The sequence below is a fragment of the Sinorhizobium chiapasense genome (genome assembly GCF_036488675.1).
In the GTDB taxonomy this organism is placed as follows: Bacteria; Pseudomonadota; Alphaproteobacteria; order Rhizobiales; family Rhizobiaceae; genus Sinorhizobium; species Sinorhizobium chiapasense.
Genome location: NZ_CP133152.1, coordinates 1162497 through 1180467 on the forward strand (window position 1 = coordinate 1162497; position 17971 = coordinate 1180467).

15 protein-coding genes and 5 pseudogenes are annotated in these 17971 nt (G+C 61.7%); 12 read left to right on the forward strand and 8 right to left on the reverse strand.

Annotated elements, in window-relative coordinates:
- Window positions 1–39: 39 nt before the first annotated feature.
- A pseudogene (locus RB548_RS30020) lies at window positions 40–407 on the forward strand (chromate transporter); the annotation flags it as partial.
- A 241-nt stretch (window positions 408–648) separates the two neighbouring features.
- Here the strand turns inward: RB548_RS30020 and RB548_RS30025 are convergent.
- From RB548_RS30025 to RB548_RS30040, 4 genes and pseudogenes are all read right to left on the reverse strand, one after another.
- On the reverse strand, window positions 649–1677 hold the full coding sequence (locus RB548_RS30025) for an IS110 family RNA-guided transposase (protein WP_331376024.1): 1029 nt from the start codon (window positions 1675–1677) through the stop codon (window positions 649–651).
- Between the two features lie 314 nt (window positions 1678–1991).
- A pseudogene (locus RB548_RS30030) lies at window positions 1992–2222 on the reverse strand (recombinase family protein); the annotation flags it as partial.
- Window positions 2221–2670 (reverse strand): VOC family protein, encoded by a 450-nt coding sequence (locus RB548_RS30035; protein ID WP_331376025.1) that lies wholly within the window; start codon window positions 2668–2670, stop codon window positions 2221–2223. The pseudogene RB548_RS30030 and the gene RB548_RS30035, both read right to left, overlap by 2 nt.
- A 52-nt stretch (window positions 2671–2722) precedes the next feature.
- A complete protein-coding gene (locus tag RB548_RS30040) occupies window positions 2723–2923 on the reverse strand; it encodes a DUF1993 family protein (RefSeq protein ID WP_331376026.1) in 201 nt (66 codons plus the stop codon).
- Window positions 2924–3199: 276 nt separating this feature from the next.
- On the opposite strand from RB548_RS30040, the gene RB548_RS30045 reads away from it, so the two are divergent.
- The 3 genes from RB548_RS30045 to RB548_RS30055 all read left to right on the forward strand — a co-directional run bounded on the left by RB548_RS30045 (window position 3200) and on the right by RB548_RS30055 (window position 4544).
- Entirely contained in the window at window positions 3200–3541 is a 342-nt protein-coding gene (locus RB548_RS30045; protein WP_331376027.1) for a DUF5132 domain-containing protein, read from the forward strand.
- Between the two features lie 212 nt (window positions 3542–3753).
- A complete protein-coding gene (locus RB548_RS30050) occupies window positions 3754–4023 on the forward strand; it encodes a hypothetical protein (protein ID WP_331376028.1) in 270 nt (89 codons plus the stop codon).
- A gap of 128 nt (window positions 4024–4151) precedes the next feature.
- Complete coding sequence (locus RB548_RS30055) at window positions 4152–4544, forward strand: hypothetical protein (protein WP_331376029.1); 393 nt, start codon at window positions 4152–4154, stop codon at window positions 4542–4544.
- Window positions 4545–4627: 83 nt separating this feature from the next.
- Here the strand turns inward: RB548_RS30055 and RB548_RS30060 are convergent.
- Window positions 4628–5101, reverse strand: a pseudogene (locus RB548_RS30060) (NAD(P)-binding domain-containing protein); the annotation flags it as partial.
- A 204-nt stretch (window positions 5102–5305) separates the two neighbouring features.
- Here RB548_RS30060 and RB548_RS30065 point away from each other — a divergent pair.
- From RB548_RS30065 to RB548_RS30080, 4 genes are all read left to right on the forward strand, one after another.
- Entirely contained in the window at window positions 5306–5539 is a 234-nt protein-coding gene (locus RB548_RS30065; protein WP_408642471.1) for a GrpB family protein, read from the forward strand.
- Window positions 5540–5860: 321 nt separating this feature from the next.
- Entirely contained in the window at window positions 5861–7003 is a 1143-nt protein-coding gene (gene amrS / locus RB548_RS30070; RefSeq protein ID WP_331376030.1) for an AmmeMemoRadiSam system radical SAM enzyme, read from the forward strand.
- A gap of 186 nt (window positions 7004–7189) precedes the next feature.
- The gene (locus RB548_RS30075; RefSeq protein ID WP_331376031.1) at window positions 7190–7765 is read left to right on the forward strand and encodes a Kelch repeat-containing protein; all 576 of its coding nucleotides are present in this window, start codon (window positions 7190–7192) and stop codon (window positions 7763–7765) included.
- Between the two features lie 330 nt (window positions 7766–8095).
- Window positions 8096–8581 (forward strand): adenosine-specific kinase, encoded by a 486-nt coding sequence (locus tag RB548_RS30080; RefSeq protein ID WP_331376032.1) that lies wholly within the window; start codon window positions 8096–8098, stop codon window positions 8579–8581.
- A 477-nt stretch (window positions 8582–9058) separates the two neighbouring features.
- On the opposite strand, the gene RB548_RS30085 is transcribed toward RB548_RS30080, so the two are convergent.
- The gene (locus RB548_RS30085) at window positions 9059–10741 is read right to left on the reverse strand and encodes a patatin-like phospholipase family protein (protein WP_408642472.1); all 1683 of its coding nucleotides are present in this window, start codon (window positions 10739–10741) and stop codon (window positions 9059–9061) included.
- 476 nt (window positions 10742–11217) lie between these two features.
- A pseudogene (locus RB548_RS30090) lies at window positions 11218–11441 on the reverse strand (type II toxin-antitoxin system RelE/ParE family toxin).
- Between the two features lie 197 nt (window positions 11442–11638).
- Between RB548_RS30090 and RB548_RS30095 the strand changes: the two are divergent.
- The 3 genes and pseudogenes from RB548_RS30095 to RB548_RS32365 form a co-directional block, all read left to right on the forward strand.
- On the forward strand, window positions 11639–12391 hold the full coding sequence (locus RB548_RS30095) for a protein-L-isoaspartate(D-aspartate) O-methyltransferase (RefSeq protein ID WP_331376034.1): 753 nt from the start codon (window positions 11639–11641) through the stop codon (window positions 12389–12391).
- A complete protein-coding gene (locus RB548_RS30100) occupies window positions 12388–14841 on the forward strand; it encodes a class I SAM-dependent methyltransferase (protein WP_331376035.1) in 2454 nt (817 codons plus the stop codon). Before RB548_RS30095 ends, RB548_RS30100 begins: the two co-directional genes overlap by 4 nt.
- Before the next feature lie 363 nt (window positions 14842–15204).
- Window positions 15205–15320, forward strand: a pseudogene (locus tag RB548_RS32365) (tyrosine-type recombinase/integrase); the annotation flags it as partial.
- A 253-nt stretch (window positions 15321–15573) separates the two neighbouring features.
- Here RB548_RS32365 and RB548_RS30105 read toward each other — a convergent pair.
- Window positions 15574–16680: an extracellular catalytic domain type 1 short-chain-length polyhydroxyalkanoate depolymerase gene (locus tag RB548_RS30105; protein WP_331376036.1), complete on the reverse strand. Its 1107-nt coding sequence runs from the start codon at window positions 16678–16680 to the stop codon at window positions 15574–15576.
- 311 nt (window positions 16681–16991) lie between these two features.
- Here RB548_RS30105 and RB548_RS30110 point away from each other — a divergent pair, with 311 nt between their 5' ends.
- Entirely contained in the window at window positions 16992–17807 is an 816-nt protein-coding gene (locus tag RB548_RS30110; RefSeq protein ID WP_331376037.1) for a class I SAM-dependent methyltransferase, read from the forward strand.
- The last annotated feature ends 164 nt before the right edge of the window (window positions 17808–17971 follow it).

The window sequence follows — 17971 nt, forward strand, 5'->3', positions numbered from 1 at the left end:
TGGCGTTAGACGAGCGTCGAACCGCAGAGCGCTAGATTGGTCGCCGCCTATCTCGGCGCTGTCATGGGGGCTGGCCCCGATGACCTGCTTGGCGCAGCGATCTGCTTAGTCGCGATCTCTCTGCCTGGATTCTTGCTGCTCTTGGGCGCGTTGCCGTTCTGGGACAGCCTACGGAAGCGCCCGGTGGCTCAAGCCGCCATGGGTGGCGCGAACGCTGCCGTAGTCGGCATTCTCGGCGCGCCTCTTTATAACCCACGTGTGGACCAGCGCGGTGCTCAATTTCAGACGGTTTTGCGCTCGCGTTGACTGGGTTCATCGTGTTGGCTGTCTGGGAGGCTCAGCCGTGGATTGTTGTGTTCTCGATGGCGATGGGTGGCATCGTACTTCCACGTTGGCCGCTTCTCTAATCGGGCATTTGGGTCAAGCTCTTTCTGATCTTCGTTGGCCTGATCGTTCACGCGGGTCACGCTTCTCTTCGCAGTCTGTTTGCCCCTCGCGTTTGGAGCCGCTGCACGCATGCATGGGATCAGGGTCTGGAGAGCCTCGCTTTGGGGCGCGCTCGAAGCGCAGCAGTCATACTCGGCTTCATCCATCCCGTCGTCCGCATGGGACGATCCGGCCAGGGTCGGTTTCGAGGGCGGTGTTAAATCATGCTGCAGCCTCCGATCCGAACCGGAACTCTGTACCGTCAATCCACATGCGATGCAGAACGACGGCAATCTTTCGGGCGACGGCTACGATGGCTCGTCGGCGTCCCTTGGTCTTCATCAGCCGCACGCCCCAGGCCTTCAAGCTATTCCAGGCAATCGAGCGCATGAGCATCGCATTGGCGGCGGCATAAAGTGTCGCCCGCACGTCGGCGTCTCCGGCGTGAGAGATGCGACCAGGGTTGTCCTTCTCGCCAGACTGGAACCTTCGCGGCGTCAATCCGAAGTGAGCGCCGACGGTACGCGAACTTCTGAAGCGCGCGGGATCATCAACCGCAGCCTTGAAGCTCAAGGCCGTTACGTACCCAACACCAGGAACACTCATAAACCGCGCGGTGACGGCGTCTCGCTTCGCGACCCTTCGGACTCGTCGATCGAGTTCGAGGAAGATTTCCAGGAGCATTTGCCTAGCTTCCAGCAGCGGGAGTAACGCGTGGCTCAACGCCGGATCGCCTTCGATTGTGCCGCGGACAGCCGTTTCGAATGCGCCACCTCGCAGCCGCATCGGCAGCTTGACGCCGAAGACTTTGAGGAGGCCGCGAATCTCGTTTTCAAGATCAATGCATTTCCTTTGCATGACCTTGCGGCTGGAGAGGAGTGCACGGATGTAATGGCTTTCGACACTCTTCACAAGCACCCGGCTGTACCAACCCGATCGCAGCAGTTGGGCTATGCCACGGGCGTCGTTCTTGTCAGTCTTGTTCCGCATGGCCGAAAGAGCGGCATTGACTTGACGCGCCTCCATGCGCACGACATCGAAACTAGCCTCCGTCAAGCCGTAGGTTAAGTGCTGAGTGAGCGTACCAGCCTCAAGCCCGACTTGATGAATCTGTTCGCCGAAATCGTTCAGGCAGCGAACAAGGTCTGGCAAGTCAGATGGCACCGACCGCTCAAGTCTGACTTTCCCGGTTTCGTCAATAATGCAGATCGCCACTGAGCGCAGTGACACGTCCAACGCAGCATAGAACATCGTCATCTCCCTTCATCTCGGTTGCACCGGGACTGTACTGGGAGCTTGCCCCTCGTGGGACCGCCCGATTACGCATGCTTCGGGCCGTTTCCAGGCGCTAGGGCCGAGTACTCAGATGTCCGCTTTACGCATCGCGGATCCTTTCAGCGGACAGTCTGCTGCCGGCCCGGAACACGTCATTCGGCGATCAGCTTGGTGACGACCGCTTCTGGGTGCAATTCAGCCGTTTCAAGTGCCAGCCTTGGGTGACTGCTCACCACCCGCTCCAGTCCTTTGCATCTGACCGCCGAGTGGCGGGAATCCGAACAATTGCGTCATTCGCCGCTCGCGCGATCGCGCTTGGCGATATCAGCAACCGTAGTCTTGCTGATCGCCAGATCGCGGGCGATCCAGCGAGGGCTGCGTCCTTTCGCGATGAGTGCCTGTACCTTCGGTGCGAGCCTGTCCGACTTTGGCCGTCGGCCATGCTGTCGCCCAAGCTTTCTGCCGCGCGCCTTGGCAGCGGCGAGCCCGGATTTGACGCGTTCGCCGATCAGGTCGCGCTCAGCCCATCATGCTTTCCATCGCCTTCATCATCTCGTCTTCGGGTACGTCGCGGACGTGAGTGGCGAAGGTCCAGTTGTAGCCGAACGGGTCGTTGACGACGGCCGTGCGGTCGCCCCAGAACATGTCCATCGGCTCGGACTGCGACGTCATGCCCGCATCGACCGCCTTCTTGTAGGCGGCGTCGGCATCATCGACGTAGAGATAGAACGCGCAGGAATCGGTTCCCTTCGGAGCCTTTCGCGGAAACTGTTCGAGCTCGTCAGTTACAAAAAGGACAGAAGTCCCGATTTTTAGTGCGGAATGCACGACCTTGTCGCTGCCAGGCACCGTCATGACGCCCATGCTCTGGGCGCCGAGTGCCTTCTGGTAAAGATCGATTGCCTTCTTGGCGTCCGAGACCACGATTTGCGGCGTGATGGTGGAAAATCCTTCGGGAATGCGCGCCATGATTCTTTCCTCCCTTGTTTGGAGTGAATTTTAGCGGCCCGAGCGTTCGGTTTTATGACGCCCGTTCGGGCTGTCTCTGACATTCACCCAGGCCCCATCGGCCACCGAACATATCGGGGAAGAGGCGCCCGTTAAGAAGCAGCGCGCGATCGATCCCCTTCCCTTCCGCATGGGCCTCCGCCTTGTCGAGCAGCGCCGAGAGCGTATTGAGACCGATCGCGAATGCCGGAATTGATGCGTTGGACATCGACATGATCGGAATCTCAATCCGATGGTGGGACGTCATCAGGTCAAACCGGCGCGGCTGCGATAAACAGCAAGGCGCTCACATACTGGATTCCGCGCCTCGCGCCGGTGACCAGCGTTTTCAGTTGATTCTAAATAAGCCAATTGTGATACTCCTGTGACAAGCGCCGCGCCACACGCGGGGCGCGGCAGTATCCGTCTGAAAACGACGACGAAGCCAACGGGGGCTCGCGTTTCACTGATCACCACGGACGCGTTTCAGGGGCGCATAGGGAGACCTAACATGGCGATACTCGAAGACGCTTTTAAGGCAAACGTAGTCACTGGCGTTGCCATCGGCGTTGGAGCACTCGTGCTGAGGCCGATCATTGTTCCTATCGTGCGGCCGATGATCAAGACCGTCTTGAAGGCCGGACTGGTTGCCTATCATCAAGGCCGGGTCGCGGTCGCGGAACTGGGTGAAGGCTACGAGGATCTCGTGGCCGAGGCGCGCGCCGAGATGGCGGCCACTAACAGACGTGTTGAGCTTGCTGAAGCGGCTAAGCCTGCCGGATCGGTTGAGCCGGTTGCTCGCCGACCGGCGTCGAAAGCGTCAACTTCTCGCGACGAAGATCAACATAAATAAGTGCTTCATCACATCGCCGGCAGCGTCAAGGCTGCCGGCGAGGGTTGGCGGGATCGTGTCTTGCGCGGCCTTGCGAAACTGCCACGGTCGGCGCTCTGTGCAACGATTTCTTGTTGCCGTGCTGGCTGCAACCATCCGCCACCATGAAAGGGTTTCGATATGGGTTCGACGCGGAGAAAAGTATACGAAGCCTTGGTCGAAGGAGCGACGTGGTGCCGTTCCGACGACGAACTTTACGGTCTCGTCCGGAGGCAATCCCCGAAAACTCCAGCAAGACGCTTGTCCGAGCCTCGCTGCTGGCCTTGACTGACCTTGATCTCAACAATGCCAACGCGCTCTGCACGATCTATGCACTGGCGATCAAGCATCGCCTGGACGGGACGCAAACTGATGAGATCGATGATGTGGGCGACGATGGTCCGCTCGAACTGATCCCTTCCATCTGCACTAATCAGAGTGGTCAATCCGGGAAGGGAAGGTAGCGTGAACACGCGCCCTGATTCTCAAGGGAATAAAGCGCGCACGCATTAGTTGGGTTCGATGGTCTGGCGCTTACGAACTGGTCCCTACACCTACCTATTGATCAGTCGGCGCGGAGCGGAGATGCCTCTTGGAACGATCGTTATTTCTCGCCAGACTCCTGGGGCCGACATTCGTCGCGGTCGCGATCGGGATGCTGATCAATCTCGGCATGTACGAGACCATGATCGCGGAGGCGCTGCGCCCCGGCACCCTGTTCTATCTGTCCGGATTGCTTTCGCTGCTGGCTGGCCTCGCAATCGTCAACCTGCACAATAGATGGCAAATGGACTGGCGCGTGATCATCACCGTGCTGGGCTGGCTGATGACAATCGGTGGCATCATGCGTATCGCCTTGCCGCAGGTCGCGATTGCGGTTGGCTCGACCATCTATGGCGGCCGCGCCTCTACCATAGTCGCCGCGCTGCTAACCGGTGCGTTGGGCGCTTTCCTGAGCTTCAAGGGTTACATGCGGCGTGATTGAGACCACGGAATTACTGGGCTGTTCCCCAGCAGTTGCGATGGTAGGTTCGGCCGTTACGCCATTGTCAGGAATCGGTCGCACTGGATACATGAGCTGAAGCTACTGGATGCAGAAGCTGATGTCAGCACCTTTTCGACACGGCGGTAGGAGTCTTCCGTACCGCCGACCATGATCGACGGACCATGACGGGCGCCCTCCTCACCACCAGAGACACCCATGCCGATGAAGGTAAGACCGGAGTCCTTCAGCGCCTCGAAACGGCGCATCGTGTCGCGGAAATTGGCGTTGCCGGCGTCGATCATGATGTCGCCCTTGGCAAGATAGGGCTTCAGGATTTCCATCTGCTGGTCGACCGCTTCGCCGGCCTTGATCATGATGATGATCGGCCGCGGCGGGCGGATGGCGGCGACAAATTCCTCGATCGTCTCGCAGGGAACGATCTGCTCCTTGGGCGCGTCGGCTTCCGCATAGAACTTGCGCGTCGCCTCGACCGTGCGGTTGAAGACCGCGATCCTGTTGCCCTTTTCCGCGATGTTGAGCGCGAGGTTCGACCCCATGACGCCGAGGCCGATAAGCCCGATTTCCGCGTCTGCATTACAAACTCCGGCAAATGCGATGTCTGGTCGCCGGCGCCTTGGCCGAATTCGCTCCTTTTCACTTGCTCACCAGTCACTCAGAAGGCGAGCTGAACCTTCATCGAACGGCTCCGGTCGCCTCAAACGCCTTCACGGCATCATCGATCGGAAACACCGAAGTCAGCAATGGCTTCAAGTCACGGCTCCTATGGCACTCGGCTCTACCTCTGCGGACCAGAAAACCTCACGCATTTCAAACGCATGCTGTTTCGCGATTGGCTCCGTGCTCACCCGGACGACACTGCCGAATATGCCGCGCTGAAGCGCAAACTGGCAGCGGAGGCAACCGGCGACTGGAAATTCTACACTGGCGGCGAACCTGACTTCGTCGCGAGGATCGTGCAACAAGCATCCGCCTAATGGGTTACCAGAAGTCGGCTGTCCGCCGGACCCCGTCGTCCTATAGGGGGCCATCTGAAGCCGACCCGCTGAAGCGTCGGATTGCCTCAGGCGCGCCACTGGCGACACCGGTCACGTGCCGCGGGCAAACGGCCGCGTCGGCATTGTGCATTTCCCACGGCAAACTTCGTGTCTGCCACGCGGCCGACGCGGCCGTTCCAGGGGCAGCGGTAACCGGCCCTTGATCTTTCCACGCCATCGACGATCGCCGGGGGGCACACGCTCCTGCGGGAGCGGCCCATCACCCATTGCACGATGGCATGACAGGTCTATCATGCGAGCATGTCCGCAATCCCCAACGCCACAACCTCTGCCCGCCCGGATCTGCAGCCGCCGGACGCGTCGATTGTGCCGGGCCGCTATTGGCACGCGCTCGGCGATGGGCGCATTCAGTGCGACCTCTGTCCGCGACTTTGCAAGTTGCATGAGGGGCAACAGGGGCTCTGCTTCGTCCGCGCCCGCCAGGGCGACCGGATGGTGCTGACGACCTACGGCCGCTCCAGCGGCTTCTGCGCGGATCCGATCGAGAAAAAGCCGCTCAACCATTTTCTGCCGCGAACCGCCGTCCTGTCGTTCGGCACGGCCGGCTGCAATCTCGCCTGCCGGTTCTGCCAGAATTGGGACATCAGCAAGTCTCGCGCGATCGACACGCTTGCCGACGCCGCTTCCCCCGCGGCGATCGCCCGTGCGGCGGCAGATCTCGGCTGCCGCAGCGTTGCCTTCACCTACAACGACCCCGTCATCTTCCATGAATACGCCATCGACGTGGCCGATGCCTGCCATGAGCGGGGGATCAAAAGCGTCGCGGTTACGGCCGGCTATGTCTGCGCCGAACCACGCATCGAATTCTACCGCCACATGGATGCGGCCAATGTCGATCTCAAGGCTTTCACCGAGCGCTTTTACCAGCGCGTCTGCAGCGGCCATCTCCAGGCGGTGCTCGACACTCTTGTTTATCTCAAGCGTGAGACCTCCGTCTGGTTCGAGATCACGACGCTGCTCATTCCCGGCGAGAACGATTCCGAGACGGAGATCGAGGCGCTGGCACAATGGATCATGGAAGAACTTGGCCCGGATGTGCCGCTTCACTTCACGGCCTTCCATCCCGACTGGAAGATGATGGACAAACCGCCCACCGCGCCCGCAACGCTGGCACGGGCGCGCCGCATCGGCCTCCGGAACGGGCTGCGTTACGTGTACTGCGGTAACGTGCACGACGACGTCGGCGGCAGCACCTGGTGTCATGCCTGCGGCGCATGCCTGATCGCCCGCGACTGGTACAGCTTGCTATCCTGGGCTCTCGACGCAGAGGGTCGCTGCCACCGCTGCGGCACGCGTTGCTCAGGCGTGTTCGAGCCGCACCCGGGTGACTGGGGCGCCTATCGTCGGCCGGTGCGTATCACGCCGATGACGGCACCGGCTTGACCGGGCGACGGCTGTGCGCAAAAGGGCTAAAGGCCGCATCAAAGGAGGTACGGCGCCGATTTCCAGCGTAGATTTCCAAACGCAGGGTCTGTGGGTCGCCGTAACCTTTCAAGTATTCTTCGGTGGGTGGTTCTCCGGAGGCGCCTTTGGCCCGTCCCTTTTCTGGCACCGGCGAGGAGGCTCAATGTGTCAGTACCCGCAACATGCCCGTTCCTCACGCTCCTTCTTGTTTGGATGCTGCTGAGCAACGCGACGGCGGCGCAGCCGGGCGCCGGTCGTGACGATCGACGCAATGCGCCTGCGCATGAAGTCTACGACCCCGCCAACGACACTTGGTCGAACCGTGCGGCTCTTCCGACCCCGCGCGACCATCTCGCGATCGCCGTGGTCGGCCGGCGGCTTTATGCAATCGGTGGCCGCATCGACGGCAGCTATGCCAGCAACCTGGCCGCCAACGAGGTCTATGATCCGGCAAGCGACCGTTGGGAACGCCGCTCCGACTTGCCGACGCCGCGCAGCGGGATCGCGGCGGCCGTTATCGACGGACGCATCGTTGTGGTCGGCGGCGAAGCGCCCGAGGCTACCTTCGACACGGTCGAGGCTTACGACCCCGTGAGCGACGCCTGGCAACGCCTTGCAGCTATGCCGACGGCGCGGCACGGCTTGGGGGCGGCCGTGGTCGATGGCCGGATATTCGTTGTCGGCGGCGGACCGACGCCAGGCGGTTCGGCTTCCACCGCCAACGAGGTCTTTACCCCCTAGACGCGCGGGAGGTAGCACCCCCAGGGTTCCATGCGGACGTGCGAGATCGGAGGCCGCGCGAATATTGGAGATCGCGCCCGGCAACTCGCCGGATGCCCTCGAATCTACGGCCGACGAAGCCGAGTTCGTCGCGCTTCACACGGCGATCGACGAGTGGTGTCGCCATCCTTACGATTAGGAACTTCGCCTGTGTCTGCGCCTACCGCTGTGTTGGTCGATCCGCGAGGAAGCCGAGGCGGCAGCGGGGGGAATCGGCCGCATGTGGCGGCTTGAAATCACCTTGCGTGGGCCTACCTACCATTGCGTTGCCTACGTTGAAGGAGCGCAGCGATGGAACTCACTGTCGTGCCCATCGTCAAGCCGGACGCCGCCAACTTCATTTTTGGCCAGTCGCATTTCATCAAGACTGTGGAAGACCTTCACGAGGCGCTGGTGGGTGCGGTCCCCGGGATCCGCTTCGGGCTGGCGTTCTGCGAGGCCTCCGGCAAGCGGCTGGTGCGCTGCTCGGGTAATGACGAAGCGGTGCTCGCCCTCGCACGCGATAACGCATTGGCCATTGGCGCCGGCCATACTTTCCTGATCTTCCTGGGCGACGGATTCTTTCCCGTCAACGTGCTGGCTGCGGTGCGTGTGGTGCCAGAGGTCTGCCGCATTTTCTGCGCGACGGCGAACCCGACACAGGTGATCGTCGCGCAAACGGAACTGGGCCGCGGTGTGCTCGGCGTGGTGGATGGCGCTACACCGCTAGGTGTCGAAACCGACGCAGACATTGCGTGGCGGAAAGACCTGCTGCGAAAGATCGGCTACAAGCTGTAGTGTCTGGATAAGGCCGATGTCGACGCGCCTGCATGGACAATACCGTCAAGCCCCTAAATCCAGAAGCCCGCACCATTTCACGCAACGCCGGCGGTGATGGCGCGTGCCATCGCCGCGCGCCGCGGCTCTGGCAGCGCTCTCGTTGCCCCGTCACGAGGACTTGCGACGCAACACGAGGGAACGGCGTCGGTGCGCACACGAGCAGCTAAAACACTGAATCGGCGCGCGACAGATTGGGGATTCGCCGTGCCTACCCCTCGCCTCGTCTGGTTCCATCTCGCCGGCCGCGACGTCCTCTCTTTGGAAAGGCCGAACATCGGCTTAGAAGGCGCAACTACAGCGCCGCGCGTCTTATTAGACGCGCAAAGGTCGCTGTAGCACTTTGAATTACTGCACGTCTTTGTCCTTAAATCGAGGTCGATTTAAGGAGACATGCAGTAGTGGACGGTCTCCTCGTCGACTTGTAGAAGCCCTCGATCATAGATCAGACGTGACGCCGAGCACGGCTCGAAGCTTTGGGTCGTTCTCGCGTAGATGTTCCTTGATCCATCGAGTCGTGCTGGCGTAGGCGTTCGAAAACAACTCTGAGTGTCGGCTCCAATCCATGAAGCTGACCGTACTCGAAGCCTGCGGGCAGACCAGGACATCCTCTTCGCCTACCGCGACATCCTGTGGCCGGTGTGCCAGCATACTTGCCGCAATGACCTGAAGCATGCTGGGGACCTGTGGCCGGCGGACACGACCAAAAGGACTCAGCAAGCCGACCACCAGTTCGGTTGCCCCGGGAATGCGGTCATAGTCGATGTAGTATTTCTGCGTTCCACTGGACCCGAGGCTGACGACGAGATTGGGGCCGGCCTTGAGCGCCCTCATCTGTTCCAGCGGTAGATTGTTCATGATGGCGCCGTCCACGAGCATGTCGCCGTCGGCTGTGAAAAACGGCGGCAGGACGCCCGGGATCGAGCCGGACGCCCGAACGGCCTGCCAGAGCTTGCCGCGACAGTGGACATGCGGCTGACGGCTGCTGAGATTCGTGGAGAGCGCAAAAAACGGAAGCCAGAGATCCTCGATCAAAATCTCGCCGTATTCCTCCCGAAGGGCCCGATCGAACGCCTTGTGGTCCAGAAGCGCGAAATGCGGCAAGGTCGGACGGCGAAACGCCCGACTCTTGATAAAAATGTTGTGCGTGCCCTGGTCGATCTGCTCCGCGTTCAACCCGCTTGCGAAGCCGGCCATCATCGCCGCGCCGGAGCTTGTCCCGCCGAGATAGTCGAAGCTCGCGCCCGCTTCGATGAAGGCCTTGTAGACGCCCAGATGGGCGCTACCGAGGGACCCCCCACCTTCCGCCACGAAGCCGAGTGCCTTGCCGGAAACAAATCGGACTAGGCGCTGGATGTCAGCTCCGTTCTCCAGTGCGACATGATGGTGTTGGCCAATATGGGGACGCTCATCAAGCCAGGCAGGGGTGCCGACGACAGCCGCCGATCTCCTGTCGTGAATGAGGACCAGACGGCTGGCCGATGGTGGATGGACCGACAGCGCCAGCTTCTCGGACGGGTTCGGGCAAGGCGAGCAGGACGCGTTGGCAACGAGCAGCACGGCATCGGCCTGACGAATGCAGACTTGTGTCCACTCGTTGAGCTCGTCATCGGCGACATAGACGATGAACTCAGCTTCCGCCTCCAGTTCGTTCAGCCAATTAAGGATCGGCTGATCGTCGATCGGACGACCCGCGAACTTTTCCTGTATGTCAAACCGGAAAAGGAACCGAGTGCGCGCGACTGCGTCGAACGCTTGCTGCAGTTCCCGGATGAATAGCGGTGAAGTGCCACTTCCGCCGGCTGCAACGAGCGCCAGCGTCCGGTTCTTGGCGGCTTTCTTGAGACGCGACAGGCTCGGAGATTGGGTGGCGAACCGGCGCGCCAGGAAAACCGTGACCGACTCTCTCAGACTCGGTAGGGTCTCGGCGGCCCTCTCGAAATTGTCGCGACTGATTTCTAGGACGATCGAATCGCGTGCTGCAATGACGGTGGCCGTGCGCGGCAGTCCTGCAAAAAACCCGACCTCACCGACGAGTTCACCCTGCGCGATCTCGGCGATCAAGTCCGCGGAAACGACCTTGTGCACCGTAAAGCGACCGGACAGCACGATGAAAAACATGTCCGATGGATCACCTTCGCGAAGCAGAACCTCACCGCGTCTCAAGACCCGACGGTCGGACTCGGCAGCTAATGCCTCAAGCGCTTCCAAAGACGTTCGATCGAACATCAATGTTGCCGATAGTAATTTCGCCGCGACAGAATCGACGGAGGACATCTGGCACCCCTAAGACGCGTTCTCTCAGGTAGTTGTAACCCGTGCTGCTCGTGTTTGCAGCGTCTCGCGGCTAGCGAAGGTCGTGTGCGAAACGCTCGATTTGGTTCGTGCCTCTGCAGTGGCCTCTCGCGCATTCCGTGGCTTGGTGTCGGTACGATCACACCATGTTCGAACGATTCGGCAGACTCGCGGTGTCCCGCACAGCGGAACTTGGCCCCCCCCGCTTTCGAGGGCGTCACCCGACCCCGGAGGCCGCCGAACTGACGCCGAGAAAGCTGCGTCCATTGCGTCTAATCGCCGTCGAACCCGACACGCCACATCTAAGCGTCATGCAACACACGGAGAACACAAATCCAATCGGCCGTCACGACGTGGGCTGCCATGTGAGGCGTACGCGGGATAAAAAGCTCCCGAGTTCCGGCAACCCGGCCAGGGCGACCGCTTTCGGAAAAATCGAGAAGCCTGTGTACAGCGCTGACGATCTCTTCGTCGCGTGGATCGCCACCCGCGGATTCTCTTTTTTTGAGCACGGAACGGGAAGCAGCCGCGCGGACTCCGTCCGCGAGTGAGACCTTGTTTTGATGTCTCCTTGGTGCGCCAGCAAGCTGAACTGCAACGCCTGCGCCCGCGGCACCGACTCGCTTTGTCCTAAGTCTTAAGCTGGAGAGCAGCAGAAAGCGAGTTTGTTCAAAATTGCCACCGTCGCCACTATACTCTTGCGTTATAGCCGGGAGGGAGTTCATGCGTCCTCTAGCCCAGTGCCAAGCGTTACTGGCCGCGGTTCTGGCGAGCGCTGCCGCTGTGGTTTCGACATCCGCGCCCGCACAGGATCGTCCCAGCGAGCGTGCAGCGATGATCGAAACGATCAAATCGCACGCCCGTTCAGCGCCGTCAGCGGTCGAGGGTCAGGGCATCGATCCGGCGGTGCTGGAGACGATGGCGAAGGTACCGCGCCACTTGTTTGTACCCGAGGAGCTGCGCGGTGCGGCCTATCGAGATCGGCCACTGCCGATTGGATACGGTCAGACCATCTCGCAACCCTTCATCGTCGCGCTGATGACCGACCTGATCAACGTCGGGTCTGGCGATGTTGTCCTCGAGATCGGCACCGGCTCGGGTTATCAGGCAGCCGTCCTGTCGCCGCACGCGGCAAAGGTTTACTCGATCGAGATCATACCGGAACTGGGCAAAAGGGCGGCCGCCCGTCTCGCGGAGCTCCGCTTCGGCAATGTCGAGGTGAAGGTAGGCGACGGTTACTATGGTTGGCCCGCGCACGCGCCTTACGACGGCATCCTGGTGACTGCCGCTGCCAGTCACATCCCGCCGCCGCTTGTCGAGCAGCTCGCCAAAGGCGGCCGGATGGTCGTCCCCGTGGGAGGCCCCTTCGCGACCCAGTTTCTCATGCTGGTCGAGAAGCGACGGGATGGAAGCATCACGACCCGGCAGCTGCTGCCGGTGGGCTTTGTGCCGCTGAGGGGCGGTAGGGCCCGATGAGAGCGGGGCGCCTGCTGCCGGTTGGTCTCATATCGGCGGCAACCCTTGCCCACGAAGTGCTGCTGATGCGGCTCTTGTCGATCATTCAGTGGCATCAATTTGCCTATATGATCATAAGCATCGCGCTCTTGGGCTTCGGCGCGAGCGGTACATTCGTTGCGCTGGCCCGCCGCCCCCTTGTGCAACGGTACCCGGCCGCCTTCGCAGCATCGGCAGCGCTGTTCGGCATTACCGCGGTTGCAAGCTTCGCCGGTGCCGAACGCCTGCCCTTCAACGCGCTCGAGATTGTCTGGAATCCGGGGCAGCTCGGTTGGCTCGCGGCCAGCTATGCTCTCCTGATCCTGCCGTTCTTTTTTGGGGCAACCTGTATCGGCCTTGCCTTCAGCCGCCATCCTGGCCAGATCGGACGCGTCTATGCCTTCGATCTGGTCGGCGCCGGGATCGGTGCGCTGGGCATCGTCGGGCTCTTGTTCCTGGTCTTTCCCTCTGCCGCACTGCGCTTCGTCGCAGCGCTGGGATTTGCGGCGGCTGCCCTCGCCGCGAAGGGCACGGCTCGCCATCGGCGGCTCGCCGCGGGCAGCCTCGGGCTTGCAGCCGCGGTCATCGCGGTGTGGCTGCCACCGTCCTTTACGGCCACCGGCCCGCACATGTCCGAGTACAAGGGCCTCCGCATGGCTCTCGAAGTCCCGAACGCGCGGGTGATCGAGGAGCGATCGAGCCCGCTCGGACTGCTGACGGTCGTCGAGAGCCCGACCGTCCCTTTCCGCTACGCGCCGGGCCTCAGCCTCGCCAACGTGCAAGAGCCGCCCGCGCAACTCGCCGTCTTCAGCGATGGCGACAGTATTACGGCGATGAGCGCCTATGGCGGCGATCCGGCGACGGTCGCTTATCTCGACCGGACAACGGCGGCGCTCCCGTACCGGCTGCTTGCGCGGCCGCGAATGCTGGTCCTCGGTGCTGGTGGCGGCGAGCAGGTGCTGCTGGCGCTCAGCGCCGGAGCCGATATCGTGGACGCGGTAGAGGTCAATCCGCAGATGATCGACCTCACTCGCAATCGCTTCGCAAGCTTCGTCGGCGGCATCTTCAGCCGACCGAACGTCAAGCTGCATCTGGCCGAGGCGCGCGCCTTCGCTGCGACCACTGGCGAGCGTTACGACCTGATCCAGATGCCGCTCCTCGACTCCTTCAGCGCGGCCGCGGCCGGCGTGCAAAGCATGCATGAGAACTACACCTACACCGTCGAGGCACTGCGGGATTACCTGGCGGTACTGAGACCGGATGGCGTCGTCGCCATCACGCGATGGCTGCGGGTGCCGCCGCGCGACATCCTCAAGCTGTTCGCCACTGCGATCGCAGCGCTCGAAGCGGATGGCGTGTCCCAGCCCGGTCGGCACCTAGCGCTGATCCGGAGCTGGAACACCGCGACCCTCATCGTCGCCAAGTCGCCGTTCACAGGCGAGGACGTCGCCGCCATCCGCGGCTTCGCGGGCGAGAATTTCTTTGACATCTCCTGGGTGCCGGGCATCTCGGCGACCGACGTGAACCTCTACAATCAACTCGACCAGGAATATCTCTACGAGGGCGCCCTCGCCCTCCTCGGCCCCGAGCGAGCCGACTTCACCGAGCGCTACAAATTCGATATCGCACCGGCTACTGACAATCGGCCCTATTTCTTCGACTTTTTCCGTTGGCGCGCCCTGCCCGAACTCCTGACGCTGCGCACCCAAGGTGGAGCGGCGATGCTCGACTGGGGCTACCTGATCCTGGTGACGACGCTCGCCCAGGCCGCGATCCTCAGTGCCGTCCTGATCCTGCTGCCGCTCTGGCTTCGCCGGCGCGCACTCGGGAAAGCCGTGCCCCGGCTGCGCTTCGGGCTTTATTTCCTGGCCCTGGGCCTCGCCTTCCTCTTCATCGAGATCGCCTTCATCCAGCGCTTCATGCTGTTCCTCGGCCACCCGCTCTATGCTGTCGCTGTCGTGCTTGCGGGTTTCCTCGCCTTCGCAGGTCTCGGCAGCGCGGTCGCGGCACGCTGGATGGCGGCGGTCGGAGGCGGATCGGCGGTGCGCGCCATCACACTCGCCGTCGTGGTGATCGCGTTCCTGGCTGGCACCTACCTGCTCGCCCTGCCCTTGATATTCGAACGGCTGCTGGCACTCCCGGATGCCGCGAAGATCGCAATCGCACTCCTCCTGATAGCGCCGCTCGCCGTCTTCATGGGCATGCCTTTCCCCCTCGGCCTTGGCCACGTCGGCGCACGCTCGCAGGAGTTTCTTCCCTGGGCGTGGGGGATCAATGGCTGTGCGTCGGTGCTGAGCGCGATCCTCGCCGCACTGCTTGCAATGCATGTCGGGTTCACTGGCGTCGTGACGATCGCGACCATCCTCTATCTTGCCGCCCCGGCCTTACTTGCCGGGTCGCGGGATCGATACGATCGGCGGATGAGCGGATGATCGATGTTGCGTCGCTGTTCGGGGCTCGGTCAGGGAGAATATCTATCTCATCGGGCTTCTCCGCGGACCTTACTGATACGATTGAGCTTGGTATCGGCCGCCCCGTTGATACAGACATGGACGGAACATCGAGCCGTTTAAAGGCAACTGCAAGCTCAAGAGCAAACTCGGCATGTAGGCTCTTCAGATCGCCAATACAGAGGCGCAGAACGTTCTTTGATTGTTCAGGTAGCGTCGCCCCTTCATTGAGCCGCTCGGCGGGGCGACTGAACGCGTCACGCGATTGTCACGCGACCGTCACGATTGAAGGCTGAAGGCCGCCTATTTCGGCGTTGAGTCTAATTCGCGCGTAGACATCTGGCGCAAGACCTGCGCGCCGTCCAGCTCTTGCTCGGCCACAAGAAACTGGAGCGCACCGTGCAGTGCCTCGGAACAGAGGTGGACAACGCCTAGCCATTTCTGAGCAAGTGGAGCTGTAGCGCTCAATAGCGGCGCTTCTTCGAAGCGCCGCCCGCTCGCCTGCTGAGGCGAAGTTCGACCCACTACAGACAGTGGCGATAGTCACAAACTGACCCATGCAAGACGTCCGCACCCAGACCAGCCAGAGGTCTGCTGCTGGCGTGGGCTCCGGCCGCTCAGCTAGAGCTGTCTTCGCATGCATGCGCGGGATGTCGCGTCGCGCCAAGCCTATACGAAGCACACTCCCTCGCGCCACAGCAACGCGGCGATGTGTCAGCGTATCAGTCCTGCCGAACGCAGTGCCCTTTCAATCACCGCCTGAATTTCTCTCGGCCGACCCGGCTGCGATCGGCTGGCTGCCTGAGCTGATCGGGTGGACTTGACGTAGTCAGCTCTTTCCCGCCTGCGCTGTAACGACGGCGTCAGGCCCCAAAAGCGCGCTGTGTGGAGGGTAGAGGAGACTCCTGCGTCGAGCATGTACGGCGCAGTGTGCCCGTAGCCCGATGCGACGTCGAGTGGCGTCCCATGGCTCATGCCTTCTATGAGGTAGAGCTCAATCGCGTCCCTGCCGGATCGATCTCGCCAGACCAGCCTTTTGTGCCCGTCGACCGTTTCCGCCGACGAGGGGCTGGATGGGACGCCATGGGCGCCGCTCCACTGAGCGATAATCGCATTGGCATTCGCCTGTGCGACGGTCCGGTCATTCGTGCCATGCCACACCGATATTGTCGGCCAAGGACCGGAATGAGGCGATGCCCCGGACAGCCGCTTTTGCAGGCTGTCCGCATTGGGGATGCCGTGTCCGCGCATGCGATCGAAGGCTTCCGGTACTGAAGTAGCAGCAGCATAGGGAAGACCGGCGATGATTGCGCCGCCGGCGAAAATCTCGGGATAGGCGCAAAGGGCGGCGTTCGCCATCGCACCGCCCGCCGACAGTCCCGTGATGTAAACCCGGCGATGGTCGATGCCATGGTCGGCGATCATGGCATCGACCATCTGCCGTATCGATTGGACCTCTCCCTCGCTGCGGCGAATATCGCTCAGGTTGAACCAGTTGAAGCACAGGTTGGGGTTGTTGGCGTGGACCTGCTCCGGATAAAGGACCGCGAAACCAAAATCCTCAGCGAGTTTGGACCACCCGGATGCGTGATCATAACCGGCAGCATTCTGCGTACATCCATGGAGGACCACGACCAACGCCGGCGCGTCCGTCAGGCCCACGGGAACATGGTACCATGCTTGCAAAGCTCCGGGATTTGGGCCGATGCGTTGCAGCCGAGACAGCGTTGAGGTTGCCGCAGTGACGTCGTCCCTCTTACCTGTACGAAATCTGGTACGAAATCTGGCAAGTCGCTCCAGTGTATCGGAAAGGGATCGCATCTCGCCTCCTCGCTGTCACCATCAGGCGATCATGGGTGCTACGCGGCAGCTTGCCTTCTGCTGCACTGCACAATATTCTAGTTCGGCTGCCTTGTCCTTTAAAACGACGTGCTTTGCACATTTCTGTCGAAACTCGGCTGAATGGACGCTGAGTACGCTAAGACGGCCTGGTTCCAAAGCCTGTGAGCCCTTGCTTGTGCGCCGAGCGTTCGTCAGCCTCCCGGTTCCGAACAGTCGATTGATAAGAAGGTCGTTGCTGCTGATGCGGCAAACAGAGTACCCTCCTGATGCCGGGCACCTTGGAGGAAGCCATGCAACGGGAGCAAATCCGCCTCACCGGCGCAAGGGAGACCCTGCTGATCACGCTCCAAGCCAAGGCAGCCGAAAGCGCCATGCCGGATTCGCTGCTGCGTGACCGCTTCGCCGCGGATGCGTTGCGCCGTATCGATCAGGGTAGTCGGCACCTTAAGGTTGGTCACGACATGACCATCGGCATCGCGCTGCGCGCGTATATGCTTGATCGCTGGACGGAGGCGTTCCTTCAGCGCTACCCGGAGGCCACCGTTGTCCATCTCGGCTGTGGTCTCGACAGTCGTATCTTCCGCATAGATCCTGGGCCGGGAGTTCGCTGGTTCGAACTGGATTTCCCCGATGTCATCTCCTTGCGTCAGCAGATCTATCCCGACCGTGCGGACTGCGCGATGATTGGCTGCTCGATCGTCGAGCACGGCTGGATTGCGAAACTTCCCGCCGACAAGCCGGCCATGATCGTCGCCGAGGGCGTTCTGCCTTATCTGAAGGAACACCAGGTTGCGCAGGTTTTGCGGCGGATCACCGGCCACTTTCCCTCGGGCGAGATAGCCTTCGATGCCTATAGCAGCTTCGCAATCCGACTGCTGCGCTTCAATCCGGCGATCCGCGCCACCGGCGCCTGTCTCCATTGGGCGCTCGACGACCCGGCAGAGATCGAGCGGCAGGTGCCGGGGCTAATGCTCATCGAGGACCATTCGGATTGGGACACCGGACAGGTGGCGCGGATGTCACCGCCCACCCAGGTCGCACTGCAGCTCTTTAGCGCCATCCTGGCTCCCTATCGTATGGGGCGCCTGGTTCGATATGATTTCTGAGACATTCGCACCATGGCCAGACAGCGCCCGCGCCTCCCGAACACTGACGAGTTTTTGCTCTTCTGCGCAAGTTGATGTGCCGTCTTACAGCGCAAGGCGGGCCGAACGTGCCCTTCGAGACCCACTGAGGGAGCCCGAAAGGCTGACTTGCACAGACCTGAGAA